Source organism: Serratia sp. K-E0102 (assembly GCF_029962625.1).
GTDB classification, from domain to species: Bacteria; Pseudomonadota; Gammaproteobacteria; order Enterobacterales; family Enterobacteriaceae; genus Serratia; species Serratia sarumanii.
This window is the reverse complement of the sequence record NZ_CP124754.1, coordinates 4,991,245-5,011,493: the sequence shown is the minus strand read 5'-3', so window position 1 is coordinate 5,011,493 and position 20,249 is coordinate 4,991,245. Positions and strand designations below refer to the sequence as shown.

Here is a 20,249-nt window from a genome sequence, read left to right as displayed (position 1 = left end):
CGTGAACGAGGGGCGCAGGATAGCAAACTCTTACTGTTCTGTCTTAGTCGACAGACGTTGATGATGCAGCGGCAGCCACAGCACCAACCGCAGGCCGCCAAGCGGACTGTCTTCGGCCTTCACCCAGCCGCGATGCTGGTTGATAGCCGCCTCGACTATTGCCAGGCCGAGGCCGGTGCCGCCGGATTCGCGGTCGCGCGCCTCGTCGGTGCGATAGAACGGACGGAAGATCTGCTCGCGGTCTTCGGCGCTGACGCCGGGGCCGTCGTCGTCAACCTGGATGGTCACGCCCTGATTATCGGCGCTGAACGCCACGGCGATGCGGGTGTGCGAATAACGCAGGGCGTTGCGCACGATGTTTTCCAACGCGCTGTCCAGCGCGCTCGCGTTGCCGAACAGCGTCCATGGGCCGGGCGGCGCAGCGATCTCCAGCTGCTTGCCCATCTGTTCGGCTTCGAAACGGGCGTTATCCAGCACGTCGGCCCACAGTTCGTTGGCCTTCAACTGCTCGCGCGCCAGCTCGCTCTTCTGCTGACCGCGCGACAGCGCCAGCAGATCGTTGATCATCGAATCCAGCCGTTGCGCTTCGGTTTCGATGCGCGCCAGCTCGTGGCCTTCGCCGTGGCGGCGGCGCATCAGCGCGGTGGCCAGCTGCAGGCGAGTCAGCGGCGTGCGCAGCTCGTGCGAGATGTCCGAGATCAAGCGTTGCTGGGCGTTCATCATGCGTTCCAGCGCGCTGACCATCTGGTTGAAGCTGGCGCCGGTGGCCAGAAATTCCTGCGGGCCGGCCTCCAGTTCCGGATGCTGCTTCAGGTTGCCGCGCGCCACGTCATCGGCGGCGTTCTTCAGCTTGCGCGCCGGTTTCGCCAGGCTCCAGGCCAGCCACAGCAGCAGCGGGGCGCTGATCAGCATGGTGACGATCAGCAGCAGCAGCGGCCGGTCGAACATCAGGTTGATGAAATCGGATTGCGGGCTGTTGGCGGGGCGGATCAGGTACAGCTGGTAGTTGTCTTCGCCGTCGCGCACCGCGAACGGCCCGACCAGTTCGACGCGGCCGTACTTTTTCTTCTTCGGATGATCCGAATTGTCGGATTGGCCGATGAAGTTGCGGACGATCTGCATTTCATTGCGCTGCGCGCCGATCACCCGGCCTTCGCTGGTGACCAGCAGCAGGCGTTGGCCCGGCGGCGCCCATTTGTCGATGGCGCGGAACAGGCGGCGCCACCACATCAGATCGTTGGCCGGATCGTTTTGCAACTCGGCCTCGACGTGCTGTTCCAGCATCAACCCCTGCCGCTGCTCGCTGTCGAGCAGCGAGGTCATTTGGCGGGAGTCGAGCTTAGGCACCATCAGCACCAGCATTAGCACCAGGGCTAACGTGAACCAGAAAATGGCGAAGATGCGTGCCGTCAAACTGTTGATCATGTTGCAGATACCATCAAATAACCACGCCCGCGCAGGGTTTTGAACCACGGATGCCCGTCTTTGCGATCCGGCAGCTTACGCCGCAGGTTGGAGATATGCATGTCGATGGCGCGATCGAACGGAGTCAGGCGTTTGCCCAGCACTTCCTGGCTCAGCAGTTCGCGCGACACCACCTGGCCGAGATGTTGCGCCAGCAGATACAGCAGGGTGAACTCGGTGCCGGTCAGATCCAGCACCTGGCCGTCGAAGCTGGCCTCCTGGCGGCCGGGGTTCAGCTGCAGGCCATCGACATCCAGCGTCGGGGCGCCGCTGTCGACCTGCTGCTGCTGTTCGCTCCAGTTGGAACGGCGCAGAATGGCGCGAATGCGCGCGACCAGTTCGCGATCGTTGAAGGGTTTCGGCAGGTAATCATCGGCGCCCAGCTCCAGGCCCAACACGCGGTCCAGTTCGCTGCCGCGCGCGGTCAGCATGATGACCGGCGTCTGGTGATGTTGGCGCAGTTCTTTCAGCGTATCGATGCCGTTTTTCTTCGGCATCATGATGTCGAGCAGCAGCAGATCGACGGAGCTGTCCAGCAGCGACAACGCCTGCTCGCCATCGTGCGCGACGACGATATTAAAACCTTCCATTTCAAGCAGTTCTTTTAACAGCGAGGTCAACTCGCGGTCGTCGTCAACTAACAGAATCTTGTTCATTATGATTTACCTCCAGACGCAAAATACGTCATCAACTGTTGCCATTCCATGACTTTACGTAGTTTTACATGCACTGACGCAGGTTTTCAGGTGTAGCGGTACACTGCTCCTCGTTGATTCGCAAAGTGAGAAAGCTTGAGGAGTTGAAATGCGTAAGGTGACCGCATTAGTTATGGCATCACTGCTGGCAATTGGTTCGACCGCTGCCTTCGCTGCCGACACTATACCGGACACAGCCCAACCTCCCGGCAACGACGCGATGACCCGAATACCCGGCCAACACCATATGTTCGACGGTGTCAGCCTCAGCGAACAGCAGCGCCAGCAAATGCGCGATTTGATGCGCCAGGCCCGGCACGATCTGCCTGGTGTCAATGTAGCTGAAATGGAAGCCATGCATAAACTGGTGACCGCAGAGAAATTTGACGAAGCCGCCGTGTATGCCCAGGCGGAAAAGATGGCCCAACAGCAGGTCAAGCGCCAGGTCGAGATGGCCCGGGTGCGTAACCAAATGTATAACCTGCTGACGCCAGAGCAAAAAAGTGTTTTAGACCAGAAACATCAGCAGCGTATGCAGCAGATGGAGCAACAAATTTCTGGTTTGCAGCAAGCTTCTGCCCAGAAGTGAAGTACGACTGAGTAGTCCCCTGTTTTTCCTTGCCATAGACACCATCCCTGTCTTCCCCGCCATGATGGCGGGGTTTTTTTTATCCGACATTTCGCTATATTGAGCGCCACACCTTTTGACCGGGATCCCTTGATGGAACAGCGCTATGCACGCCTGGTAAAGTCCGCTGCGTTGGCCGCTACCGCGCTGGCGTCGTCACTGCTGTTGATCAAAATCGTCGCCTGGTACCACACCGGTTCGGTCAGCCTGCTGGCGGCGCTGGTAGATTCGCTGGTCGATATTGCCGCCTCGCTGACCAACCTTCTGGTGGTGCGTTATTCGCTGCAGCCGGCCGATGCCGAGCACACCTTTGGCCACGGCAAAGCGGAATCGCTGGCGGCGCTGGCGCAAAGCATGTTTATTTCCGGCTCCGCCCTGTTTCTGTTCCTCACCGGCTTCCAGCATTTGTATGCGCCGCAAACGCTGCGCGATCCCGGCGTCGGGGTGGTCGTGACGGTGATCGCGTTGATCAGCACCCTGATTCTGGTCACCTATCAACGTTGGGTGGTCAGAAAAACGCGCAGCCAGGCGGTGCGTGCAGATATGCTGCATTATCAGTCAGATGTCATGATGAATGGTGCTATTCTTATCGCTCTTGGGCTAAGCTGGTATGGCTTCCGGCGGGCAGACGCGCTGTTCGCGCTGGGCATCGGCGTTTACATCCTGTATAGCGCGCTGCGCATGGGCTACGAAGCGGTGCAGTCGCTGCTGGATCGGGCGTTGCCGGATGACGAACGCCAGGCGATTATCGAGGTGGTTTCCTCCTGGCCCGGGGTGAAAGGCGCGCACGATCTGCGCACGCGGCAGTCGGGGCCGACGCGTTTCATCCAACTGCATCTGGAGATGGAAGACACGCTGCCGCTGCGCGAGGCGCACCGGTTGGCCGATCAGGTGGAACAGGCGCTGCGGCACCGTTTTGCGGGGGCGGACGTCATCATTCACCTGGATCCGTGCTCCGTGGTGCCGCCGGGTAGGCAGGGGCATTGGGAGCTATAATCAGATAGAGGCACAGATCGAAGTATTATCATGAATATCTGAGTTAGCTCAGCGTGCCATGCGGTATTTTTACCGTTATATTGCGTGACTTGAATCAATTCAGCTGGGTGTTTTTGATATAATATCCAGCAATAAGCCGTAAAGCTGGTTTTCTGCAGCCGGAGAGGTTTCAAGACGATCGGCGGAGACAGAATTCTTAAGAAATTGCATCTACACAGTTCAGAGGTAGTCATGATCAAGAAAATCGGTGTACTGACGAGCGGCGGTGATTCGCCGGGTATGAACGCTGCAATCCGCGGCGTTGTGCGTTCTGCGCTTTCAGAAGGTCTGGAAGTTTTTGGTATTTACGATGGCTACCTTGGCTTGTACGAAGATCGCATGGAGCAGCTGGACCGCTATAGCGTGTCCGACATGATCAACCGCGGCGGCACCTTCCTCGGCTCTGCCCGCTTCCCGGAGTTCAGGGATGAAAACGTGCGCGCCAAGGCGATTGAAAACCTGAAAAATCGCGGCATCGACGCGCTGGTGGTGATCGGCGGCGACGGTTCCTACATGGGCGCCAAACGCCTGACGGAAGAAGGCTTCCCGTGCATCGGTCTGCCGGGCACCATCGATAACGATGTTGCGGGCACCGACTACACCATCGGTTACTTCACCGCGCTGGAAACCGTGGTGGAAGCGATTGACCGCCTGCGCGATACCTCCTCTTCGCACCAGCGTATCTCCATCGTGGAAGTGATGGGCCGTTACTGCGGCGATCTGACGCTGGCGGCGGCGATTGCCGGCGGTTGCGAATTCATCGTGCTGCCTGAAATCGAATTCAACCGCGAAGATCTGGTGTGCGAAATCAAGGCCGGTATCGCCAAGGGTAAAAAACACGCCATCGTGGCGATCACCGAGCACATCTGCGACATCGATGAGCTGGCGCGCCACATCGAGCAGGAAACCAAGCGTGAAACCCGCGCCACCGTGCTGGGCCACATTCAACGCGGCGGTTCACCGGTTGCCTACGACCGCATCCTGGCCTCGCGCATGGGCGCCTACGCCATCGAGCTGCTGCTGCAGGGCTACGGCGGCCGCTGCGTCGGTATCCAGAACGAAAAAATGGTGCACCACGACATCATCGACGCGATCGAAAACATGAAGCGTCCGTTCAAGGGCGACTGGCTGGAAACGGCGAAAAAACTGTACTGATACGCCGCTCACCGCACGACAAAAGAGCCTCCGCTTGCGGGGGCTTTTTGATGCCCGCCGGCGATATATTCCGTAATCATCTATCCCAAAATTTTTTATTCTTTAATTGCCGGGAAAGTTTCTGGCAGGCTCTGATGCTAAACCAACCGATTGAGGTTGCGCTTAATTTTCTGGGAGAGCCTGTCGATGCGTAAATGGGGTGTAGGTCTGACATTGGTGCTGTTGGCGTCCGGCGCCATGGCGAAGGATATTCAGTTGCTGAACGTGTCATACGATCCGACGCGTGAATTCTATCAGGCTTACAACACGGCATTCAGCAAGCACTATCAGGCGGAAACCGGCGACAAGGTGACGGTGCGCCAGTCGCATGGCGGATCCGGCAAGCAGGCGACCTCGGTGATCAACGGCATCGAGGCCGACGTGGTAACGCTGGCGTTGGCCTATGACGTCGACGCCATCGCCGAACGCGGGCGCATCGAGAAAGACTGGATCAAGCGCCTGCCGGACAACTCGGCGCCTTACACCTCGACCATCGTCTTCCTGGTGCGTAAAGGCAACCCGAAACAAATTCACGACTGGCCCGATTTGATCAAGCCGGGCGTGTCGGTGATCACCCCGAACCCGAAAACCTCCGGCGGCGCCCGCTGGAACTACCTGGCCGCCTGGGGCTACGCGTTGCACCACAACAACAACGATAAGGCCAAGGCGCAGGACTTCGTCAAAAACTTGTACAAGAACGTCGAAGTGCTGGATTCCGGCGCGCGCGGCGCGACCAACACCTTCGTTGAGCGCGGCATCGGCGATGTGCTGATCGCCTGGGAAAACGAAGCGCTGCTGGCGGAGAAAGAGCTCGGCAAAGACAAGTTCGAGATTATTACGCCGAGCGAATCGATCCTGGCCGAACCGACGGTGTCAGTGGTGGATAAGGTGGTCGATAAACGCGGTACCCGCGACGTGGCGACCGCCTACCTGAAGTATCTGTATTCGCCGGAAGGGCAGACCATCGCGGCGCAGCACTATTACCGTCCGCGCGATGCGGCGGTGGCGGCCAAGTTTGCCGGGCAGTTCCCGCAGCTGAAGCTGTTCACCGTGGATGACACCTTCGGCGGCTGGACCGAGGCGCAGAAGGTGCACTTCGCCACCGGCGGCGTGTTCGATGAGATCAGCAAACGCTGATGCCGGTTGAGCGGCAATAAAAAACCCCGGCAAGCCGGGGTTTTTTTATGGCAGGCCTAAGGGAATCAGGCTTTTTTCGCTGCGGCAGCGGCTTTGACGATCACGGCGAAAGCGTCGGCTTTCAGCGAGGCGCCGCCAACCAGCGCGCCGTCGATGTCCGGCTGAGAGAACAGCTCCGCGGCGTTCTTGTCGTTCACCGAACCGCCGTACTGGATGATGATTTCAGCGGCAACCGCGGCATCGTGCTTGGCGATGTGGTCACGGATAAATTTGTGCACGGCCTGCGCCTGCGCAGGGGTAGCGGATTTGCCGGTGCCGATGGCCCAGACCGGCTCATAGGCGATCACGGTGCCTTTCATCGCCGGTGCGCCCAGCGTTTTCAGCACGGCGTCGATCTGGCGCGCGCACACTTCTTCGGTTTTGCCCGCGGCGTTTTCCGCTTCGGTTTCACCGATGCACAGCACCGGGATCAAGCCGGCTTCTTTCAGCACGGCGAATTTCTCGGCGATGACTTCGTCGCTTTCTTTGTGGTAGGTGCGGCGCTCGGAGTGGCCGATGATGATGTACTGGGCACCGACGTCTTTCAGCATGTTGGCGGAAACTTCACCGGTGAAGGCGCCGGACAGGTTAACGTCCACGTTCTGCGCGCCCAGCGCGATGCGGCTACCGGCCAGCGCATGCTTGGCCTGATCCAGATACATCACCGGCGGGGCGATGGCGACGCCACAGCCGTCAACGCTGCTCAGCTCATTGCGCAGGCCGGCGATCAGTTCGTTGACCATGTGGGTGCTGCCGTTAAGCTTCCAGTTACCCATAACTAATGGATGACGCATGTTTTTTCCTCCAACTAGGGAACGCGAGAGTCGAAATGACAACTGCCGGACCGGCAGTTTACCTGCCCAACAGTATAGAGATCATTAAGCGCGAAGGCTTTGCTTTTCGTCATTAAATGCCGCGCCGTTACGGCTCGGAAAGCGCCAGCTTAATCGGTTCAACCGCGAAGGTTACGCCTTTATCGCCGTTGTCCGAAACGACATAGCGAATGGCGCCGACCTGCTGTTGGTAAAAGCGCGATCCTTTGCCTTTTTCCAGCAGGCTGTTCACCTTGTTCTGGCTCTGTTCCACCGTCAACGCCGGTTCGAACTGGCGCATCAGCGCCGCCATGTAGCTGATGGCGATGGCGCGCGCGGCTTTTTCTTCATTGGCCTGCTGCAGCGGCAGGTGAGTGATCTGCAACGTTTTGATTTTACCGGTGCCTTTCTCCAGCGCGGTGGAGGCGTACAGGTTTTCGTTGAGTTTGCTGGCGGCGCGCGTCAGCAGCGGCGAATCGTCTTCGGCGGCGGGAATGGCGCGGAATTCGCCAATCGGCAGCTTCGGGTTGTCGCGGTTGTATTTTTCGCGGAATTTGACCACCGTCAGATCGAACGTCGGCGCCCCGGCCAGCAGGTAAGGTGCGGCGGGCGTCGCTTCGGTGGGCGGCGGATCGGCCCAGGCGCTGGCGGCCGCCTGCAGCAGGCAGGCGATGACGAGGGTTTTTCTCAGCATGGCGTATGGCATCAAGGACAAAGATGGCTCCGATTAAAGCGATAACCCGCGGGGCTTGTCAAAGATCCCACGCCATTATCGGTTCGCTGACGAGAAAGCTGTGCGGCGCACCGCGTTATGCAAGGCGGAAAACTCGGCCCGGCAGCGCCTATGTTACACTGCGGCGCAGAATATGGGCAGGCTTAGAGCGCAGGAATCGATGACGTTACAACAGTGGTGTTTTTCTTTTAAGGGCCGCATCGGGCGGCGCGACTTCTGGATTTGGATGGGGCTGTGGTTGGCGCTGATGGCGGCGGCGTTTACGCTGGCCAATTATCAGCTGATCGCCATCCAATCCATCGCCTTCTTTATCGTGGCGTTGCTGTGGCCGACGGCGGCGGTGCTGGTCAAGCGCCTGCACGATCGCAACAAGGCCGGCTGGTGGGCGCTGCTGCTGATCCTGGCGTGGATGCTGGCGGCGGGGAACTGGCAGATGCTGGCGCCGATCTGGCAATGGGGCGTCGGGCGTTTCATTCCGACGCTGATTATCGTGATGATGATGATCGATCTGGGGGCCTTCGTCGGCACGCCGGGAGATAACCGGTTCGGCCCGGAAGCCGAACCGGTGAAGTTCCGCTGACCCTCGCCGGGTTACCAGTAGTGTTCGCTGGTGATGTGGCCCGGCTTGCGGCGCAGGTGCTTGCGCATCTGGCGGTGGTCTTTCAGCGTTTGCTGGGTGTCCCGCACCATTTGTGGGTTGCCGCACAGCATCACGTGGCTGGTTTCGGCGTCGATGGTCAAGCCGATCGCCGCTTCCAACCGGCCGTCCTCGATCAGCGCCGGTACGCGGCCGGTCAATGAACCGGGCGCCTCTTCGCGGCTGACGACGGTCTGGATGCGCAGCTTGCCGTTGTAGCGCTGCTGCAGTTGCTGCATCAGCGGCAGGTAGCTCAGGTCACGCGCAAAGCGCGCGGCGTGCACCAGCACCAGGTTGTTGAAGCGCTCCAGCCCGATGCCCTGCTGCAGAATCGATAAATAGGGGCCGATGGCGGTGCCGGTCGCCAGCATCCACAGCGTGTCGCAGTCGGGCACCTCGTCCAGCACGAAGAAGCCGGCGGCTTCTTTGGTTACCATCACGTCCGAGCCCGGCTGCAGTTGATTGAGGCGCGGGCTCAGTTTGCCTTCCGGCACGGTGACCAGATAGAACTCCAGATTGGCGTCGTCGGGGGCATTGACGTAGGAGTAGGCGCGCTGCACCCGTTCGCCGTCGATCTCCAGCGCCAGCTTGGCGAATTGCCCGGCGGTGAAAGGATCGATAGGGGCATTGACCACCAGGCTGAACAGCCCGTCGGTCCATTGTTTTACCTGCGTAACCTTGCCGTTTACCCATTCAGCCATACTCTAAAGCTCCCGTGGTCGAATCAAATAAGCACAATGTCGTGAGCCGGAAATGGCGTGCGCGGTGCGCTCTACCCGGTAGTCGTTGCCGAACAGGCGGTGAAACAGCTGCAGCTCGGAATTGCACAGGCTACTGCAGCTGGAGCCGGCCACGCCGATCGGGCAGTGGTTTTCCACCAGCAGCGCGCCGTGCGGGTGGTCGAGCAATTCAGCCATGTAACCGTCATGTTGCCGCAGGCGCACCAGTCGGGCTAACCGATCATGGTGGCTACGCTCGGTGGACAGCTCTTCGGCATAACGCAGATAAAGCTGCTCTTCGCGCGCGCTGAGCAACGGTTCCACCCCGGCGCCGCCAAACAGCTGCAGCGCGGATGCCCGCAACCGCTCCTGGTCGGCGGCCGTAAAGGCATGCCCTCGCTCGGTCAGCGACCAGTAGCGCGTCGGGCGGCCGACCTTGCTGCGCGCTTCTTCGTAACAAACCAACTCACGTTTTTCCAGGGATTGCAGATGTTGTCGGATGCCCATCGGCGTGATGTCCAGACGCTCCGCCAGCATTTTGGCCGAGTGCGGGCCGAGAGCCTTTAACTGCAATAAAATCAGCTCAGGTGTTTTCATGAACCAAATCCCTATGGTGTTATTTTATTTCAAGTTGATGAAAAGGATTATCGATTAAATGCTAAAGCGCGGCTACTGCAAGGGCGCTGTTTTTAACTCCAAAGCGTTAGACGTACAGTTTAATTTACGAGCCTGGTCGGGTTTGCTGCCAGTGTGACCTGGATCAATATCTGCCTGAAACTCGCTAAAAAAATCAGATTTGATTAGTTTATGCCGCCATAGAGGGCTGCTCGCCGTTCTGGCTGCTGCAACGGCCATTCCGGGACGCTGTGACGAGTTGAAACGTTAACGAAGATAATGAGAAAACTAGAGAATTTTCACCTGCTGGTGATGCTTATCCTGTTGGTCGCCGTCGGCCAGATGGCGCAAACCATTTATGTTCCCGTTATTGCTGATATCGCCCACGATCTGTCGGTTCGCACCGGCGCCGTGCAACGGGTGATGGCGGCGTATCTGCTGACCTACGGTTTCTCCCAGCTGATTTACGGGCCGATATCGGATCGTATCGGGCGTCGTCCGGTGATCCTGACCGGCATGATGATCTTCCTGATCGGCGCGCTGGGCGCGCTGCTGTCCACCAACCTGACGATGCTGGTCGCCGCCAGCGCGATTCAGGGCATGGGCACCGGCGTGGCGGGCGTGATGGCGCGCACCATGCCGCGCGATCTGTATGCCGGCACCGCGCTGCGCTATGCCAACAGCCTGCTGAATATGGGGATTTTGGTCAGCCCGCTGCTGGCGCCGGTGATCGGCGGCGCATTGGCGATGGTGTTCGGCTGGCGTGCCAGCTACGCCTTCCTGCTGGCGCTGTGCGCCTGCGTCGCTTTCGCCATGTTCCGCTGGCTGCCGGAAACCCGCCCGGTGCAAACGGAAAAACGCCGCATGCTGGCCAGTTTCCGCCAGCTGCTGGCTGACAGCACCTTCAGCTGCTATCTGGTGATGCTGATCGGCGCGCTGGCGGGCATTGCGGTATTCGAGGCCAGCTGCGGCGTGTTGATGGGCGGCGTGTTGGGGCTCAGTGGCCTGACCGTCAGCATCCTGTTCATTCTGCCGATCCCGGCGGCGTTTTTCGGCGCCTGGTACGCCGGGCGCGACGGCAAGACCTTCCACACGCTGATGTGGCATTCGGTGATTAGCTGCCTGCTGGCGGGGGCGATGATGTGGATCCCGGGCTGGTTCGGCGTGATGAACATCTGGACGCTGATCGTGCCGGCCGCACTGTTCTTCTTCGGCGCCGGCATGCTGTTCCCGCTGGCGACCACCGGGGCGATGGAGCCGTTCCCTTACCTGGCCGGCGCGGCGGGCGCATTGGTGGGCGGCATGCAGAATATGGGATCGGGGCTTGCGACCTGGCTTTCCGCCATGCTGCCGCAAACCGGGCAGTTCAGCCTCGGATTGCTGATGTTCGCGATGGCGCTGCTGATCCTGCTGTGCTGGTGGCCGCTGTCCAACCGGATGCAACATCAGGGGCATACCGCATAACGACAGGGCGCCATTCGGCGCCCTCATGCAGTTGACAAAGGGGGAAAAAGCGTGATTTTTCCCCCTTTGTGGTTATCAGCCGAAAATCAATTTATTGATTTTCCTGGTTTTCTATTCGTTGCTCTCTGCCAACTCGGCAAGGTCATGAGGTTTGTCATCAATCATCAGGGCGCCATTCGGCGCCCTGTTTCGTTACAGCAAAAACTCGTGCAGCGCCGGGTCTTTACGATCCAGATAGTGGGTTGAACGGATGCGGCGGATGGTGCGCGACTTGCCGCGGATCAGCAACGTTTCGGTCGTGGCCATATTGCCCTGGCGGCTGATGCCCTCCAGCAGATCGCCCTTGGTGATGCCGGTGGCGGAGAAGATCACGTTGTCGTTGCGCGCCATCTGATCCAGACGCAGCGCCTGACCGGCTTCGATACCCATCTCCCGGCAGCGCGCCAGCTCCTGTTCGCCGATGCGGCGGTTCTCGGCGCTGTCGCCTTTCACCTCATGGCGCGGCAGCAAACGCGCCTGCATGTCGCCGTCCAGCGCGCGGATCACCGCGGCTGAGATCACTCCTTCCGGCGCGCCGCCGATGCCATACATCACATCGACCTCGCTTTCCGGCATGCAGGTGAGAATGGAGGCCGCCACGTCGCCGTCAGGAATGGCGAACACCCGCACGCCGAGCTGCTGCATCTGCGCGATGACGCCGTCGTGGCGCGGTTTGGCCAAGACAATCACCGTCAGCTGCGACAGTGGTTTGCCCAGCCGGGCGGCGACGTTCTGCAGATTCTCCGCCAGCGGCAGGTTGAGATCGATGGCGCCGCGCGCCGCCGGGCCGACCACCAGCTTCTCCATGTACATGTCCGGCGCGTGCAGGAAGGTGCCGCGATCGCCCACCGCCAATACCGCCAGCGCATTGGACTGGCCCATGGCGGTCATGCGGGTGCCTTCGATCGGATCGACCGCGATGTCGACCGCGTCGCCCTGGCCGGTACCGACCTGTTCGCCGATATACAGCATCGGCGCTTCGTCGATCTCGCCTTCGCCGATCACGATGCGCCCATCGATATCCACGTTGTTAAGCATGATGCGCATGGCGTGGACCGCCGCGCCGTCGGCGGCGTTCTTGTCGCCGCGTCCCAGCCATTTGTAGCCCGCCAGCGCGGCGGCTTCGGTAACGCGGGAAAATTCGATGGCTAATTCACGTTTCATGGCAAACCTGTCTGTGAGAAAGGGAAGAAAATATCGGCAAAGTCTATCACAGCGCGGCGGCGGCGGGGCGGGGCAAAAAAAAGCGCCGCCCGCAGGCAGCGCTTGTTGGTGAAACGGCAGCTTCGGGATTACTCGTGATCTTCCCACGCCTGAGCGCGCGCCACCGCTTTTTTCCAGCCGCCGTAGCGGTAGTTGCGTTCGGTGGTTTCGATGCTTGGGCGGAATTCGCGTTCAATCACCGCTTTGCTCTTCACTTCGTCCAGATCGTTCCAGTAGCCGATGGCCAGGCCCGCCAGGAACGCGGCGCCCAGCGCCGTCGATTCACGCACTTCAGGGCGTTCTACGCGAGTGCCGAGAATATCGGACTGGAACTGCATCAGGAAGTTGTTGGCGACCGCGCCGCCGTCCACGCGCAGCGATTGCAGGCGGGTGTTGGCGTCGGCCTGCATGGCGTCCAGCACGTCACGGGTCTGGAAAGCGATGGATTCCAGCGTAGCGCGGATGATGTGGTTGCTGTTGGCGCCACGGGTCAGGCCGAAGATGGCACCGCGGGCGTACGGATCCCAGTAAGGGGCGCCCAGGCCGGTGAAGGCCGGCACCACATAGACGCCGTTGCTGTCTTTCACCTTGGTGGCGAAGTATTCGGAGTCGGCGGCGTCGCTGATCAGTTTCAGCTCGTCGCGCAGCCACTGGATAGACGCACCGCCGATGAACACCGCGCCTTCCAGCGCATAGTTCACTTCGCCGCGCGGGCCGCAGGCGATGGTGGTCAGCAGGCCGTTTTTCGAACGCACCGCTTCTTTGCCGGTGTTCATCAGCAGGAAGCAGCCGGTGCCGTAGGTGTTCTTCGCCATGCCCGGTTGAACGCACAGCTGGCCGTACAGCGCCGCCTGCTGGTCACCGGCGATACCGGCGATAGGAATACGCGTACCGCCCTTACCGCCGATGTTGGTCTGGCCGTACACCTCGGAGGAAGGACGGACTTTCGGCAGCATGGCGCGCGGGATATCCAGCACTTCCAGCATGCGTTCATCCCAGTCCAGCTCGTGGATGTTGAACATCATGGTGCGTGAGGCGTTGGTGTAATCGGTAACGTGTACGCGCCCCTGGGTCATTTTCCACACCAGCCAGGTGTCGACGGTGCCGAACAGCAGTTCGCCGCGCTTGGCGCGCTCGCGGGCGCCTTCGACGTTGTCCAGAATCCACTTCACCTTGGTGCCGGAGAAGTACGGGTCAACCACCAGGCCGGTATTGTGACGGATGTACTCTTCCAGGCCGTCGCGCTTGAGTTTCTCGCAGATGTCGGCGGTGCGGCGGCACTGCCAGACGATGGCGTTGTAAATCGGCTTGCCGGTCTCTTTTTCCCAGACGATGGTGGTTTCGCGCTGGTTGGTGATGCCGATGCCGGCGATCTGATCGGAACTGATGTCGGCTTTCGCCAGCACTTCTACCAGCGTCGAACTTTGCGACGCCCAGATTTCCATCGGGTCGTGCTCAACCCAGCCGGCCTTGGGATAGATCTGCGGGAATTCGCGCTGCGATACCGCAACGATGTTGGCGTCGTGATCGAGCACGACGGCGCGTGAGCTGGTGGTCCCTTGGTCGAGTGCGACAATGTATTTTTTTTCTACAGTCATGGTAATTATCCTGCTGTTGTTAACCGTGTAAAACTGCACCCATCATGCTTTGCGCTGCTGGGTCTTGGCGTCGGGCTCTTCTTCCGTCACGCAGACGTCGCACGGCAGGTGGCGGCCAATCAGCGCGCGGTAACCGAAAGCGCCCAGGCCACAGCCGACGATAGGGGCGAAGATCGGCACCAGGAAGTACGGGATGTCGCGTGCGCCGGTGAAGGCGACTTTGCCCCAGCCGGCCAGGTAGGCGAACAGTTTCGGCCCGAAGTCACGCGCCGGGTTCAACGCAAAGCCGGTCAATGGTCCCATGGAGGCGCCGATCACGGCAATCAGAATACCGATCAGCAGCGGCGCCAGCGGGCCGCGCGGGATGCCGTTGCCGTCGTCGGTCAGCGCCAGGATCAGGCACATCAGAATGGCGGCGATCACCATTTCTACCAGGAAGGCCTGGCCGACGGAGATATGCGCGTTAGGGTAAGTCGAGAAGATGCCGGCCAGCTCGAGGCTTTCGTTGCTGCCGCGCACCATGTGGTGAGCCGCTTCGAAGTCGAAGAACAGGTTGTAGTACAGCCCATAGACCAGGGCGGCGGCGCAGAAGGCACCGGCGATCTGCGCAATGATGTAAGGCACCACTTTGCGCCCGTCGAAGCAGGCGAACAGCCACAGAGCGAGGGTGACCGCGGGGTTGAGATGCGCGCCGGAAATGGCGGCGGTCAGATAGATGGCCATGGCGACGCCCAGGCCCCAAATGATGCTGATTTCCCACTGGCCGAAGCTGGCGCCCGCCAGTTTCAGCGCGGCAACGCAGCCTACGCCAAAGAAGATCAGCAGCGCCGTGCCGAGGAACTCGGCGATGCACTGGCCTTTTAATGTCGGACTGGTGGTTTGGCTCATAATGTTGTTGTCCTGCAAAACGGCGGTTGTTGGTTTATAGGCTCAGTTAGGTATACATCTGACCTATGGGCACAGTTTTTTTCATCTCGTCCAATTATTGAATGAGGACGTGATGTAAATTTATCGTTAACGAACATAAACGAGAAATAGCGAAATCAAAATGTGTGTAGCTCGTCATAAAATTGAGCGATTTCGCGTCGTTTAGTGTTCTTTCTGAGCCATAAAAGTGTGATCTGACCAGTGGTTTGGCGAGGGGCGTTAACAACTCGCGGCGGCGGCGGCGGGGATTTTCAGTTTTTGCTGATGGCGGAGGCAGGAAAATTGCAACAGACTGCGCGATGATCCGGTATGTTGCTAGACAGGCGGAGACTGGCTACTTACAATCGTTTTTAACGAATCGAGACTGGCGCGCCTTCCATAACGGCGCGCGTCACTGAGCGCGATGCAATATTCGCAGTAGCTGCAGCCGACGTTGCGGCCGCTACTTATAGATGTACGCCTTGCTATCATGAGGGGACTGAAGCATGTCATTTGAAGTATTTGAGAAACTGGAAGCAAAAGTACAGCAGGCGATTGATACCATCACCTTGTTGCAGATGGAAATTGAAGAGCTGAAAGACAAAAACAACTCTCTGTCGCAGGAAGTTCAGGCTGCCTCCGGCAACCACGAAGCGCTGGTGCGCGAAAACCAACAGCTGAAAGAAGAACAGCACGTTTGGCAAGATCGCCTGCGCGCTCTGCTGGGCAAGATGGAAGAGGTTTGATTCCTCACGCCAGGCAGCAACGAAAAGGGCGCCTGCGGCGCCCTTTTTCATGACCGAAAATCACTCGATATCGAGCGGGTCTTCGGAGAGGATGATGCCGGTATTGTCGGCATACAGGTGATCGCCGGAGAAGAAGGTGACGCCACCGAAGTTGACGCGGATATCGCTTTCCCCCACGCCTTCGCTTACCGCGCCCGCCGGGATCGCCGCCATCGCCTGAATGCCGATGTCGAGCTCTTCCAGATCGTCCACCTGACGCACCGCGCCGTACACCACGATGCCTTCCCATTCGTTCTGGGCGGCCAGGCGCGCCAGTTCGGCGTTGATCAGCGCCCGGCGTACCGAACCGCCGCCGTCGACCAACAGCACGCGGCCGCGGCCGTTTTCTTCAAGCAGATCGAACAACAGGCCGTTATCCTCAAAGCATTTCACCGTGGTGATCTGCCCGCCAAATGAAGTACGCCCGCCAAAATTGGAGAACAGAGGTTCAACAACGTTCACCTCTTCATGATAGATGTCGCAAAGTTCGGAAGTATCGTATTTCATAGGATTTTACGTCTGTTTGCCGCTGGAATGTTCAGTATATCCCTTTATTCGCCCTGTTGGCAAAATCATCAGTTTTTAACTGAGCGCCACGCCGATGGCGAACAGCAGGTTGGCCAGCAACGCCGCCTTGACCATGTGCTCCAGCATCGGCCGCATGCCGACCGGCGTCGGATCGCGCAGCACGCGCAGGCCGTGGCGCACCAGCAGCGGGATCGCCAGCACGAACAGCCAGCCCCACGGGCTGTGGAGATTGAACAGCGTAAACAGCGCGAAACAAAGCACCGCGCCGCCGAGCAGCAAGGCATGGTAAATGCGCGCCTTGTGCGGGCCGAGACGCACCGCCAGCGTGTTCTTGCCGTTTTCGCGATCGCTCTCGATATCGCGCAGATTGTTGATGTTGAGCACCGCCGTCGCCAGCAGGCCGCAGGCGGTGGCCGGCAGCATCACGACGCTGTCGAAGGTGTGCGTTTGCAGATAGTAGGTGCCGGCTACGCTCAGCCAGCCGAAGAATACCAGCACCGAGATGTCGCCCAGCCCCAAATACCCGTAGGGCTTGTTGCCGACGGTATAGGTGATGGCCGCCACGATAGACAGCCCGCCCAGCACCAGGAAGCCCACCACGTCGCTGGGTTGCTCGCAGGCGACGGCGATCAGCGAACAGCCGGCGAGGGCGATCAGCACCACCGTCACCACCAGCGCCCGTTTCATCTGCGCCTGGGTGATCATGCCTTTTTGCATGCCGCGCAATGGCCCGATGCGATCTTCTTTGTCGCTGCCTTTGACGGCATCGCCGTAGTCGTTCGCCAGGTTGGAGAGGATCTGCAGCAGGCCGGCGGTCAACAGCGCCAGCAGCGCCACTTCAGGTTTCAGGCTGCCGTGCCAGGCGGCGATTGCCGAACCGACCACGATGGAGGCAAAGGCCAACGGCAGGGTGCGGGGGCGTAGACTTTCCAGCCAGGCGGAGATCGGGGTGGTGGGGGTCGATGAGCTCATGTTTCGCTTCTGTCAGTAAGTTGCGGTGTCCGTTAGAAATAATTGTGGGAGGCAATGCCTCCCACACAGATGACTGACAAGACAATGATTGAGCGATTATAGGATAAAACGACTCAAATCTTCATCCGCCACCAGTTCATCCAGATGACTGCGCACGTAATCCGCATCAATTGTAATGGATTGGCCATTAATTTCACTCGCCTCGTAGGAAATATCTTCCATCAGACGCTCAAGCACGGTGTGCAGACGACGCGCGCCGATGTTCTCGGTGCTTTCGTTGACCTGCCACGCGGCTTCGGCGATGCGGCGGATGCCGTCGGCGGTGAACTCGATGTTGACGCCTTCGGTGCCCATCAGCGCTTTGTACTGCTCGGTCAGCGACGCGCTCGGCTCGGTCAGGATGCGCTCGAAGTCTTCGGTGGTCAGCGCCTGCAGCTCAACGCGGATCGGCAGACGGCCCTGCAGTTCCGGGATCAGATCCGACGGATTGGCGGTCTGGAACGCGCCGGAAGCGATAAACAGGATGTGGTCGGTCTTCACCATACCGTGCTTGGTGGACACGGTGCAGCCTTCCACCAGCGGCAGCAGATCGCGCTGTACGCCTTCGCGCGAGACGTCCGGGCCGGAGCTTTGGCCGCCGCGCTTACAGATTTTGTCGATCTCGTCGATAAACACGATGCCGTGCTGTTCAACCGCTTCGATCGCCTGCTCTTTCAGCTCTTCCGGGTTCACCAGCTTGGCGGCTTCTTCTTCCACCAGCAGCTTGAAGGCTTCTTTGATCTTCAGCTTGCGCGGTTTTTGCTTCTGGCCGCCGAGGTTCTGGAACATCGACTGCAGCTGGTTGGTCATCTCTTCCATGCCCGGAGGCGCCATGATTTCCACGCCCATCGGCGCGGCGGCCAGATCGATTTCGATCTCTTTGTCGTCCAACTGGCCTTCGCGCAGTTTCTTGCGGAATGCCTGGCGGGCGGCGGACGGCTCCTGGCCTTCTTCCGGCTGGCCCCAGTTGTTTTTGGCCGGCGGGATCAGCACGTCGAGAATGCGCTCTTCGGCCAACTCTTCGGCACGGGTGCGGTTTTTCTCGATCGACTGCATGCGCACCATTTTGATGGCGGCATCGGTCAGATCGCGGATGATGGAGTCCACTTCTTTGCCCACATAGCCCACTTCGGTGAACTTGGTGGCTTCAACCTTGATGAACGGCGCGTTGGCCAGCTTCGCCAAACGGCGGGCGATTTCGGTTTTACCGACGCCGGTCGGGCCGATCATCAGAATGTTTTTCGGGGTCACTTCGTGACGCAGCATCTCGTTGAGCTGCATCCGGCGCCAGCGGTTGCGCAGGGCAATGGCGACAGCGCGTTTGGCCTTGTTTTGGCCAATGATATAGCTGTCCAGTTCGCTGACGATCTCGCGCGGGGTCATTTCAGACATGGTATTCGATCCTTACGCTTTGGAAGGCAATTCTTCAATGGTGTGGAAATGGTTGGTGTAAATACAGATGTCGCCGGCGATGTTGAGGGATTTCTCAACGATGTCGCGGGCGCTCAGCTCGGTATTTTCCAACATGGCGCGGGCTGCGGCCTGAGCGTAAGGGCCGCCGGAGCCGATGGCGATCAGATCGTTTTCCGGCTGCACCACATCGCCGTTGCCGGTGATGATCAGCGAAGCGTTTTCATCGGCGACCGCCAGCAACGCTTCGAGCTTGCGCAGCATGCGGTCGGTGCGCCAGTCTTTCGCCAGCTCGACGGCGGCTTTCACCAGGTGGCCCTGATGCATTTCCAGTTTGCGTTCAAACAGTTCAAACAGCGTGAAGGCGTCAGCGGTGCCACCGGCGAAACCGGCGATCACTTTGTCGTTATACAGGCGACGCACTTTCTTGACGTTACCCTTCATCACCGTATTACCCAGGGTTGCCTGGCCATCACCACCGATGACGACCTGGCCGTTGCGGCGTACGCTTACAATTGTTGTCACGAGCAGACCCTCGTTAAAGACGGAAAGAAGCCCCCGCAGCGCCTGCTTTCGCAGACGCTACGAGGCATATTGAGAGTATAGATGGGGGGGGATTGACGCTTTTCAACCCCCAACGGAGAGGGGAATGCAACTCGACATGCCGACGCCCTTCAGGCGCGAAAGGGTTTTGTCCGCGGCGGCGCGGCTGCTGTACGGGCCGAGCACCACGCGATTCCAACCGCCGCCGGCGGTGATGCGGCTCTCGATGCCTTCGAACGCCAGGCGCGCACGCACGGATTCAGCCTGATCGGTGGCGCGGAACGAACCGCATTGCACCATCCACTTCTGTTTTGATTCCGGTTTGGTTTCCTGCTTGGCCGTTTCCTGTTTCACTTCCGGTTTGGGCTCCGGTTTCGGTTGCGGCTTCGGCTCAGGCTGTTTCACCTGCACCGGTTGCTGGGTAGTCGGTTTTGGCTGCGGGTGCGGCTGCACCGGCGCGGTGGTGGCCCCGTTGTTGAACGGGTTGCGCGGCGGCTGGCTGACCTGCTGCTGTTGCTGCACCGGCTGCTGCTGCATTTGCTGTTGTTGCATCTGCTGCTGGCGAGTGCTGCGCGCGTTGGCCTGGCCCGGATCGTTATACGGCACTTCGTTCAGCTGCGTCGGGCGCTGCTGCATGTCGGCCTGCATCTGTTCCAGCAGCTGCCGCTGTTCGGCGGTCAGCTGAGTTTTGGAATTGAGCTCGCCGCCGGCCGTCGGTTCGGTCGGGGTTTGCACGCCGATCTGCCGGTTTTCCAGTTCTTTGATGTAGCGCCAGCGCTCTTCCGGCTTCGGCGGCAGGCCGTTGCCGGGGCGCGTGGTGTGCGCAGGCAACAACGGCGCGTCTTCCGGCTTGTTGTGCGTAATGAAATAGAGGCCACCGACAAAGACAACCAGCAACGCGGCGGCTAACGCCAGCACGGTTTTGGAAACCTTCGGAGAACTGCGTTTTTTACGGCTGGGGGTTTTACGCTTAGCTCCTGCTGCGCGCCCACGGCTTACATAGTCTTTTTGTGCCACTATTATTCCGCTGTGTCCTGATGAAAGGATAAGTCCG

General features: G+C 59.7%; 21 protein-coding genes. 7 read left to right on the top strand and 14 right to left on the bottom strand.

Annotation, left to right across the window (positions count from 1 at the left end; genetic code table 11):
* Positions 1–30: 30 nt before the first annotated feature.
* Together cpxA and cpxR are read right to left on the bottom strand one after the other, a co-directional pair.
* Positions 31–1,425, bottom strand: a complete 1,395-nt coding sequence (gene cpxA, locus SSARUM2_RS23635) for an envelope stress sensor histidine kinase CpxA (RefSeq protein WP_060453253.1) — start codon at positions 1,423–1,425, stop codon at positions 31–33.
* Complete coding sequence (cpxR, locus tag SSARUM2_RS23630) at positions 1,422–2,120, bottom strand: envelope stress response regulator transcription factor CpxR (protein ID WP_004931124.1); 699 nt, start codon at positions 2,118–2,120, stop codon at positions 1,422–1,424. The genes cpxA and cpxR overlap by 4 nt, the downstream gene beginning before the upstream one ends.
* Before the next feature lie 148 nt (positions 2,121–2,268).
* On the opposite strand from cpxR, the gene cpxP reads away from it, so the two are divergent.
* The 4 genes from cpxP (at position 2,269) to SSARUM2_RS23610 (ending at position 6,153) form a co-directional block, all read left to right on the top strand.
* On the top strand, positions 2,269–2,748 hold the full coding sequence (gene cpxP / locus SSARUM2_RS23625; protein WP_004931122.1) for a cell-envelope stress modulator CpxP: 480 nt from the start codon (positions 2,269–2,271) through the stop codon (positions 2,746–2,748).
* 132 nt (positions 2,749–2,880) lie between these two features.
* Positions 2,881–3,783 carry a CDF family cation-efflux transporter FieF gene (fieF, locus tag SSARUM2_RS23620; protein ID WP_047570041.1) on the top strand — a complete coding sequence of 301 codons (903 nt, stop codon included), beginning with the start codon at positions 2,881–2,883 and terminating at the stop codon, positions 3,781–3,783.
* Between the two features lie 231 nt (positions 3,784–4,014).
* The gene (pfkA, locus tag SSARUM2_RS23615) at positions 4,015–4,977 is read left to right on the top strand and encodes a 6-phosphofructokinase (RefSeq protein WP_004931116.1); all 963 of its coding nucleotides are present in this window, start codon (positions 4,015–4,017) and stop codon (positions 4,975–4,977) included.
* Positions 4,978–5,163: 186 nt separating this feature from the next.
* Positions 5,164–6,153: a sulfate ABC transporter substrate-binding protein gene (locus SSARUM2_RS23610; protein ID WP_033636447.1), complete on the top strand. Its 990-nt coding sequence runs from the start codon at positions 5,164–5,166 to the stop codon at positions 6,151–6,153.
* Positions 6,154–6,218: 65 nt separating this feature from the next.
* Here SSARUM2_RS23610 and tpiA read toward each other — a convergent pair whose 3' ends face one another.
* Positions 6,219–6,986 carry a triose-phosphate isomerase gene (gene tpiA, locus SSARUM2_RS23605; RefSeq protein ID WP_004931113.1) on the bottom strand — a complete coding sequence of 256 codons (768 nt, stop codon included), beginning with the start codon at positions 6,984–6,986 and terminating at the stop codon, positions 6,219–6,221.
* Positions 6,987–7,113: 127 nt separating this feature from the next.
* A complete protein-coding gene (locus tag SSARUM2_RS23600) occupies positions 7,114–7,698 on the bottom strand; it encodes a DUF1454 family protein (RefSeq protein ID WP_033636444.1) in 585 nt (194 codons plus the stop codon).
* A 199-nt stretch (positions 7,699–7,897) separates the two neighbouring features.
* On the opposite strand from SSARUM2_RS23600, the gene SSARUM2_RS23595 reads away from it, so the two are divergent.
* Complete coding sequence (locus SSARUM2_RS23595) at positions 7,898–8,317, top strand: DUF805 domain-containing protein (RefSeq protein ID WP_033639143.1); 420 nt, start codon at positions 7,898–7,900, stop codon at positions 8,315–8,317.
* An 11-nt stretch (positions 8,318–8,328) separates the two neighbouring features.
* Here SSARUM2_RS23595 and fpr read toward each other — a convergent pair whose 3' ends face one another.
* Positions 8,329–9,075: a ferredoxin--NADP(+) reductase gene (gene fpr / locus SSARUM2_RS23590; protein WP_033636442.1), complete on the bottom strand. Its 747-nt coding sequence runs from the start codon at positions 9,073–9,075 to the stop codon at positions 8,329–8,331.
* 3 nt (positions 9,076–9,078) lie between these two features.
* Entirely contained in the window at positions 9,079–9,690 is a 612-nt protein-coding gene (locus SSARUM2_RS23585; protein ID WP_060439601.1) for an HTH domain-containing protein, read from the bottom strand.
* A 297-nt stretch (positions 9,691–9,987) separates the two neighbouring features.
* On the opposite strand from SSARUM2_RS23585, the gene emrD reads away from it, so the two are divergent.
* The gene (gene emrD, locus SSARUM2_RS23580) at positions 9,988–11,172 is read left to right on the top strand and encodes a multidrug efflux MFS transporter EmrD (RefSeq protein WP_033649888.1); all 1,185 of its coding nucleotides are present in this window, start codon (positions 9,988–9,990) and stop codon (positions 11,170–11,172) included.
* Positions 11,173–11,364: 192 nt separating this feature from the next.
* On the opposite strand, the gene glpX is transcribed toward emrD, so the two are convergent.
* From glpX to SSARUM2_RS23565, 3 genes are all read right to left on the bottom strand, one after another.
* A complete protein-coding gene (gene glpX, locus SSARUM2_RS23575) occupies positions 11,365–12,375 on the bottom strand; it encodes a class II fructose-bisphosphatase (protein WP_033636438.1) in 1,011 nt (336 codons plus the stop codon).
* Positions 12,376–12,503: 128 nt separating this feature from the next.
* Complete coding sequence (gene glpK / locus SSARUM2_RS23570; RefSeq protein WP_033649890.1) at positions 12,504–14,012, bottom strand: glycerol kinase GlpK; 1,509 nt, start codon at positions 14,010–14,012, stop codon at positions 12,504–12,506.
* Positions 14,013–14,054: 42 nt separating this feature from the next.
* Positions 14,055–14,900, bottom strand: coding sequence for an MIP/aquaporin family protein (locus SSARUM2_RS23565; RefSeq protein ID WP_004931095.1), 846 nt, complete (start codon positions 14,898–14,900; stop codon positions 14,055–14,057).
* 524 nt (positions 14,901–15,424) lie between these two features.
* Here SSARUM2_RS23565 and zapB point away from each other — a divergent pair.
* The gene (zapB, locus tag SSARUM2_RS23560; protein WP_004931092.1) at positions 15,425–15,664 is read left to right on the top strand and encodes a septal ring assembly protein ZapB; all 240 of its coding nucleotides are present in this window, start codon (positions 15,425–15,427) and stop codon (positions 15,662–15,664) included.
* A gap of 60 nt (positions 15,665–15,724) precedes the next feature.
* On the opposite strand, the gene rraA is transcribed toward zapB, so the two are convergent.
* The 5 genes from rraA to ftsN all read right to left on the bottom strand — a co-directional run bounded on the left by rraA (position 15,725) and on the right by ftsN (position 20,212).
* Positions 15,725–16,210: a ribonuclease E activity regulator RraA gene (gene rraA, locus SSARUM2_RS23555; protein ID WP_004931090.1), complete on the bottom strand. Its 486-nt coding sequence runs from the start codon at positions 16,208–16,210 to the stop codon at positions 15,725–15,727.
* Positions 16,211–16,285: 75 nt separating this feature from the next.
* On the bottom strand, positions 16,286–17,203 hold the full coding sequence (locus SSARUM2_RS23550) for a 1,4-dihydroxy-2-naphthoate polyprenyltransferase (protein WP_033636436.1): 918 nt from the start codon (positions 17,201–17,203) through the stop codon (positions 16,286–16,288).
* 96 nt (positions 17,204–17,299) lie between these two features.
* Positions 17,300–18,634 (bottom strand): HslU--HslV peptidase ATPase subunit, encoded by a 1,335-nt coding sequence (gene hslU / locus SSARUM2_RS23545; RefSeq protein ID WP_033636435.1) that lies wholly within the window; start codon positions 18,632–18,634, stop codon positions 17,300–17,302.
* A 12-nt stretch (positions 18,635–18,646) separates the two neighbouring features.
* Positions 18,647–19,177: an ATP-dependent protease subunit HslV gene (gene hslV / locus SSARUM2_RS23540; RefSeq protein WP_033649891.1), complete on the bottom strand. Its 531-nt coding sequence runs from the start codon at positions 19,175–19,177 to the stop codon at positions 18,647–18,649.
* 102 nt (positions 19,178–19,279) lie between these two features.
* Positions 19,280–20,212 carry a cell division protein FtsN gene (gene ftsN / locus SSARUM2_RS23535; RefSeq protein ID WP_041037508.1) on the bottom strand — a complete coding sequence of 311 codons (933 nt, stop codon included), beginning with the start codon at positions 20,210–20,212 and terminating at the stop codon, positions 19,280–19,282.
* Between the last annotated feature and the right edge of the window lie 37 nt (positions 20,213–20,249).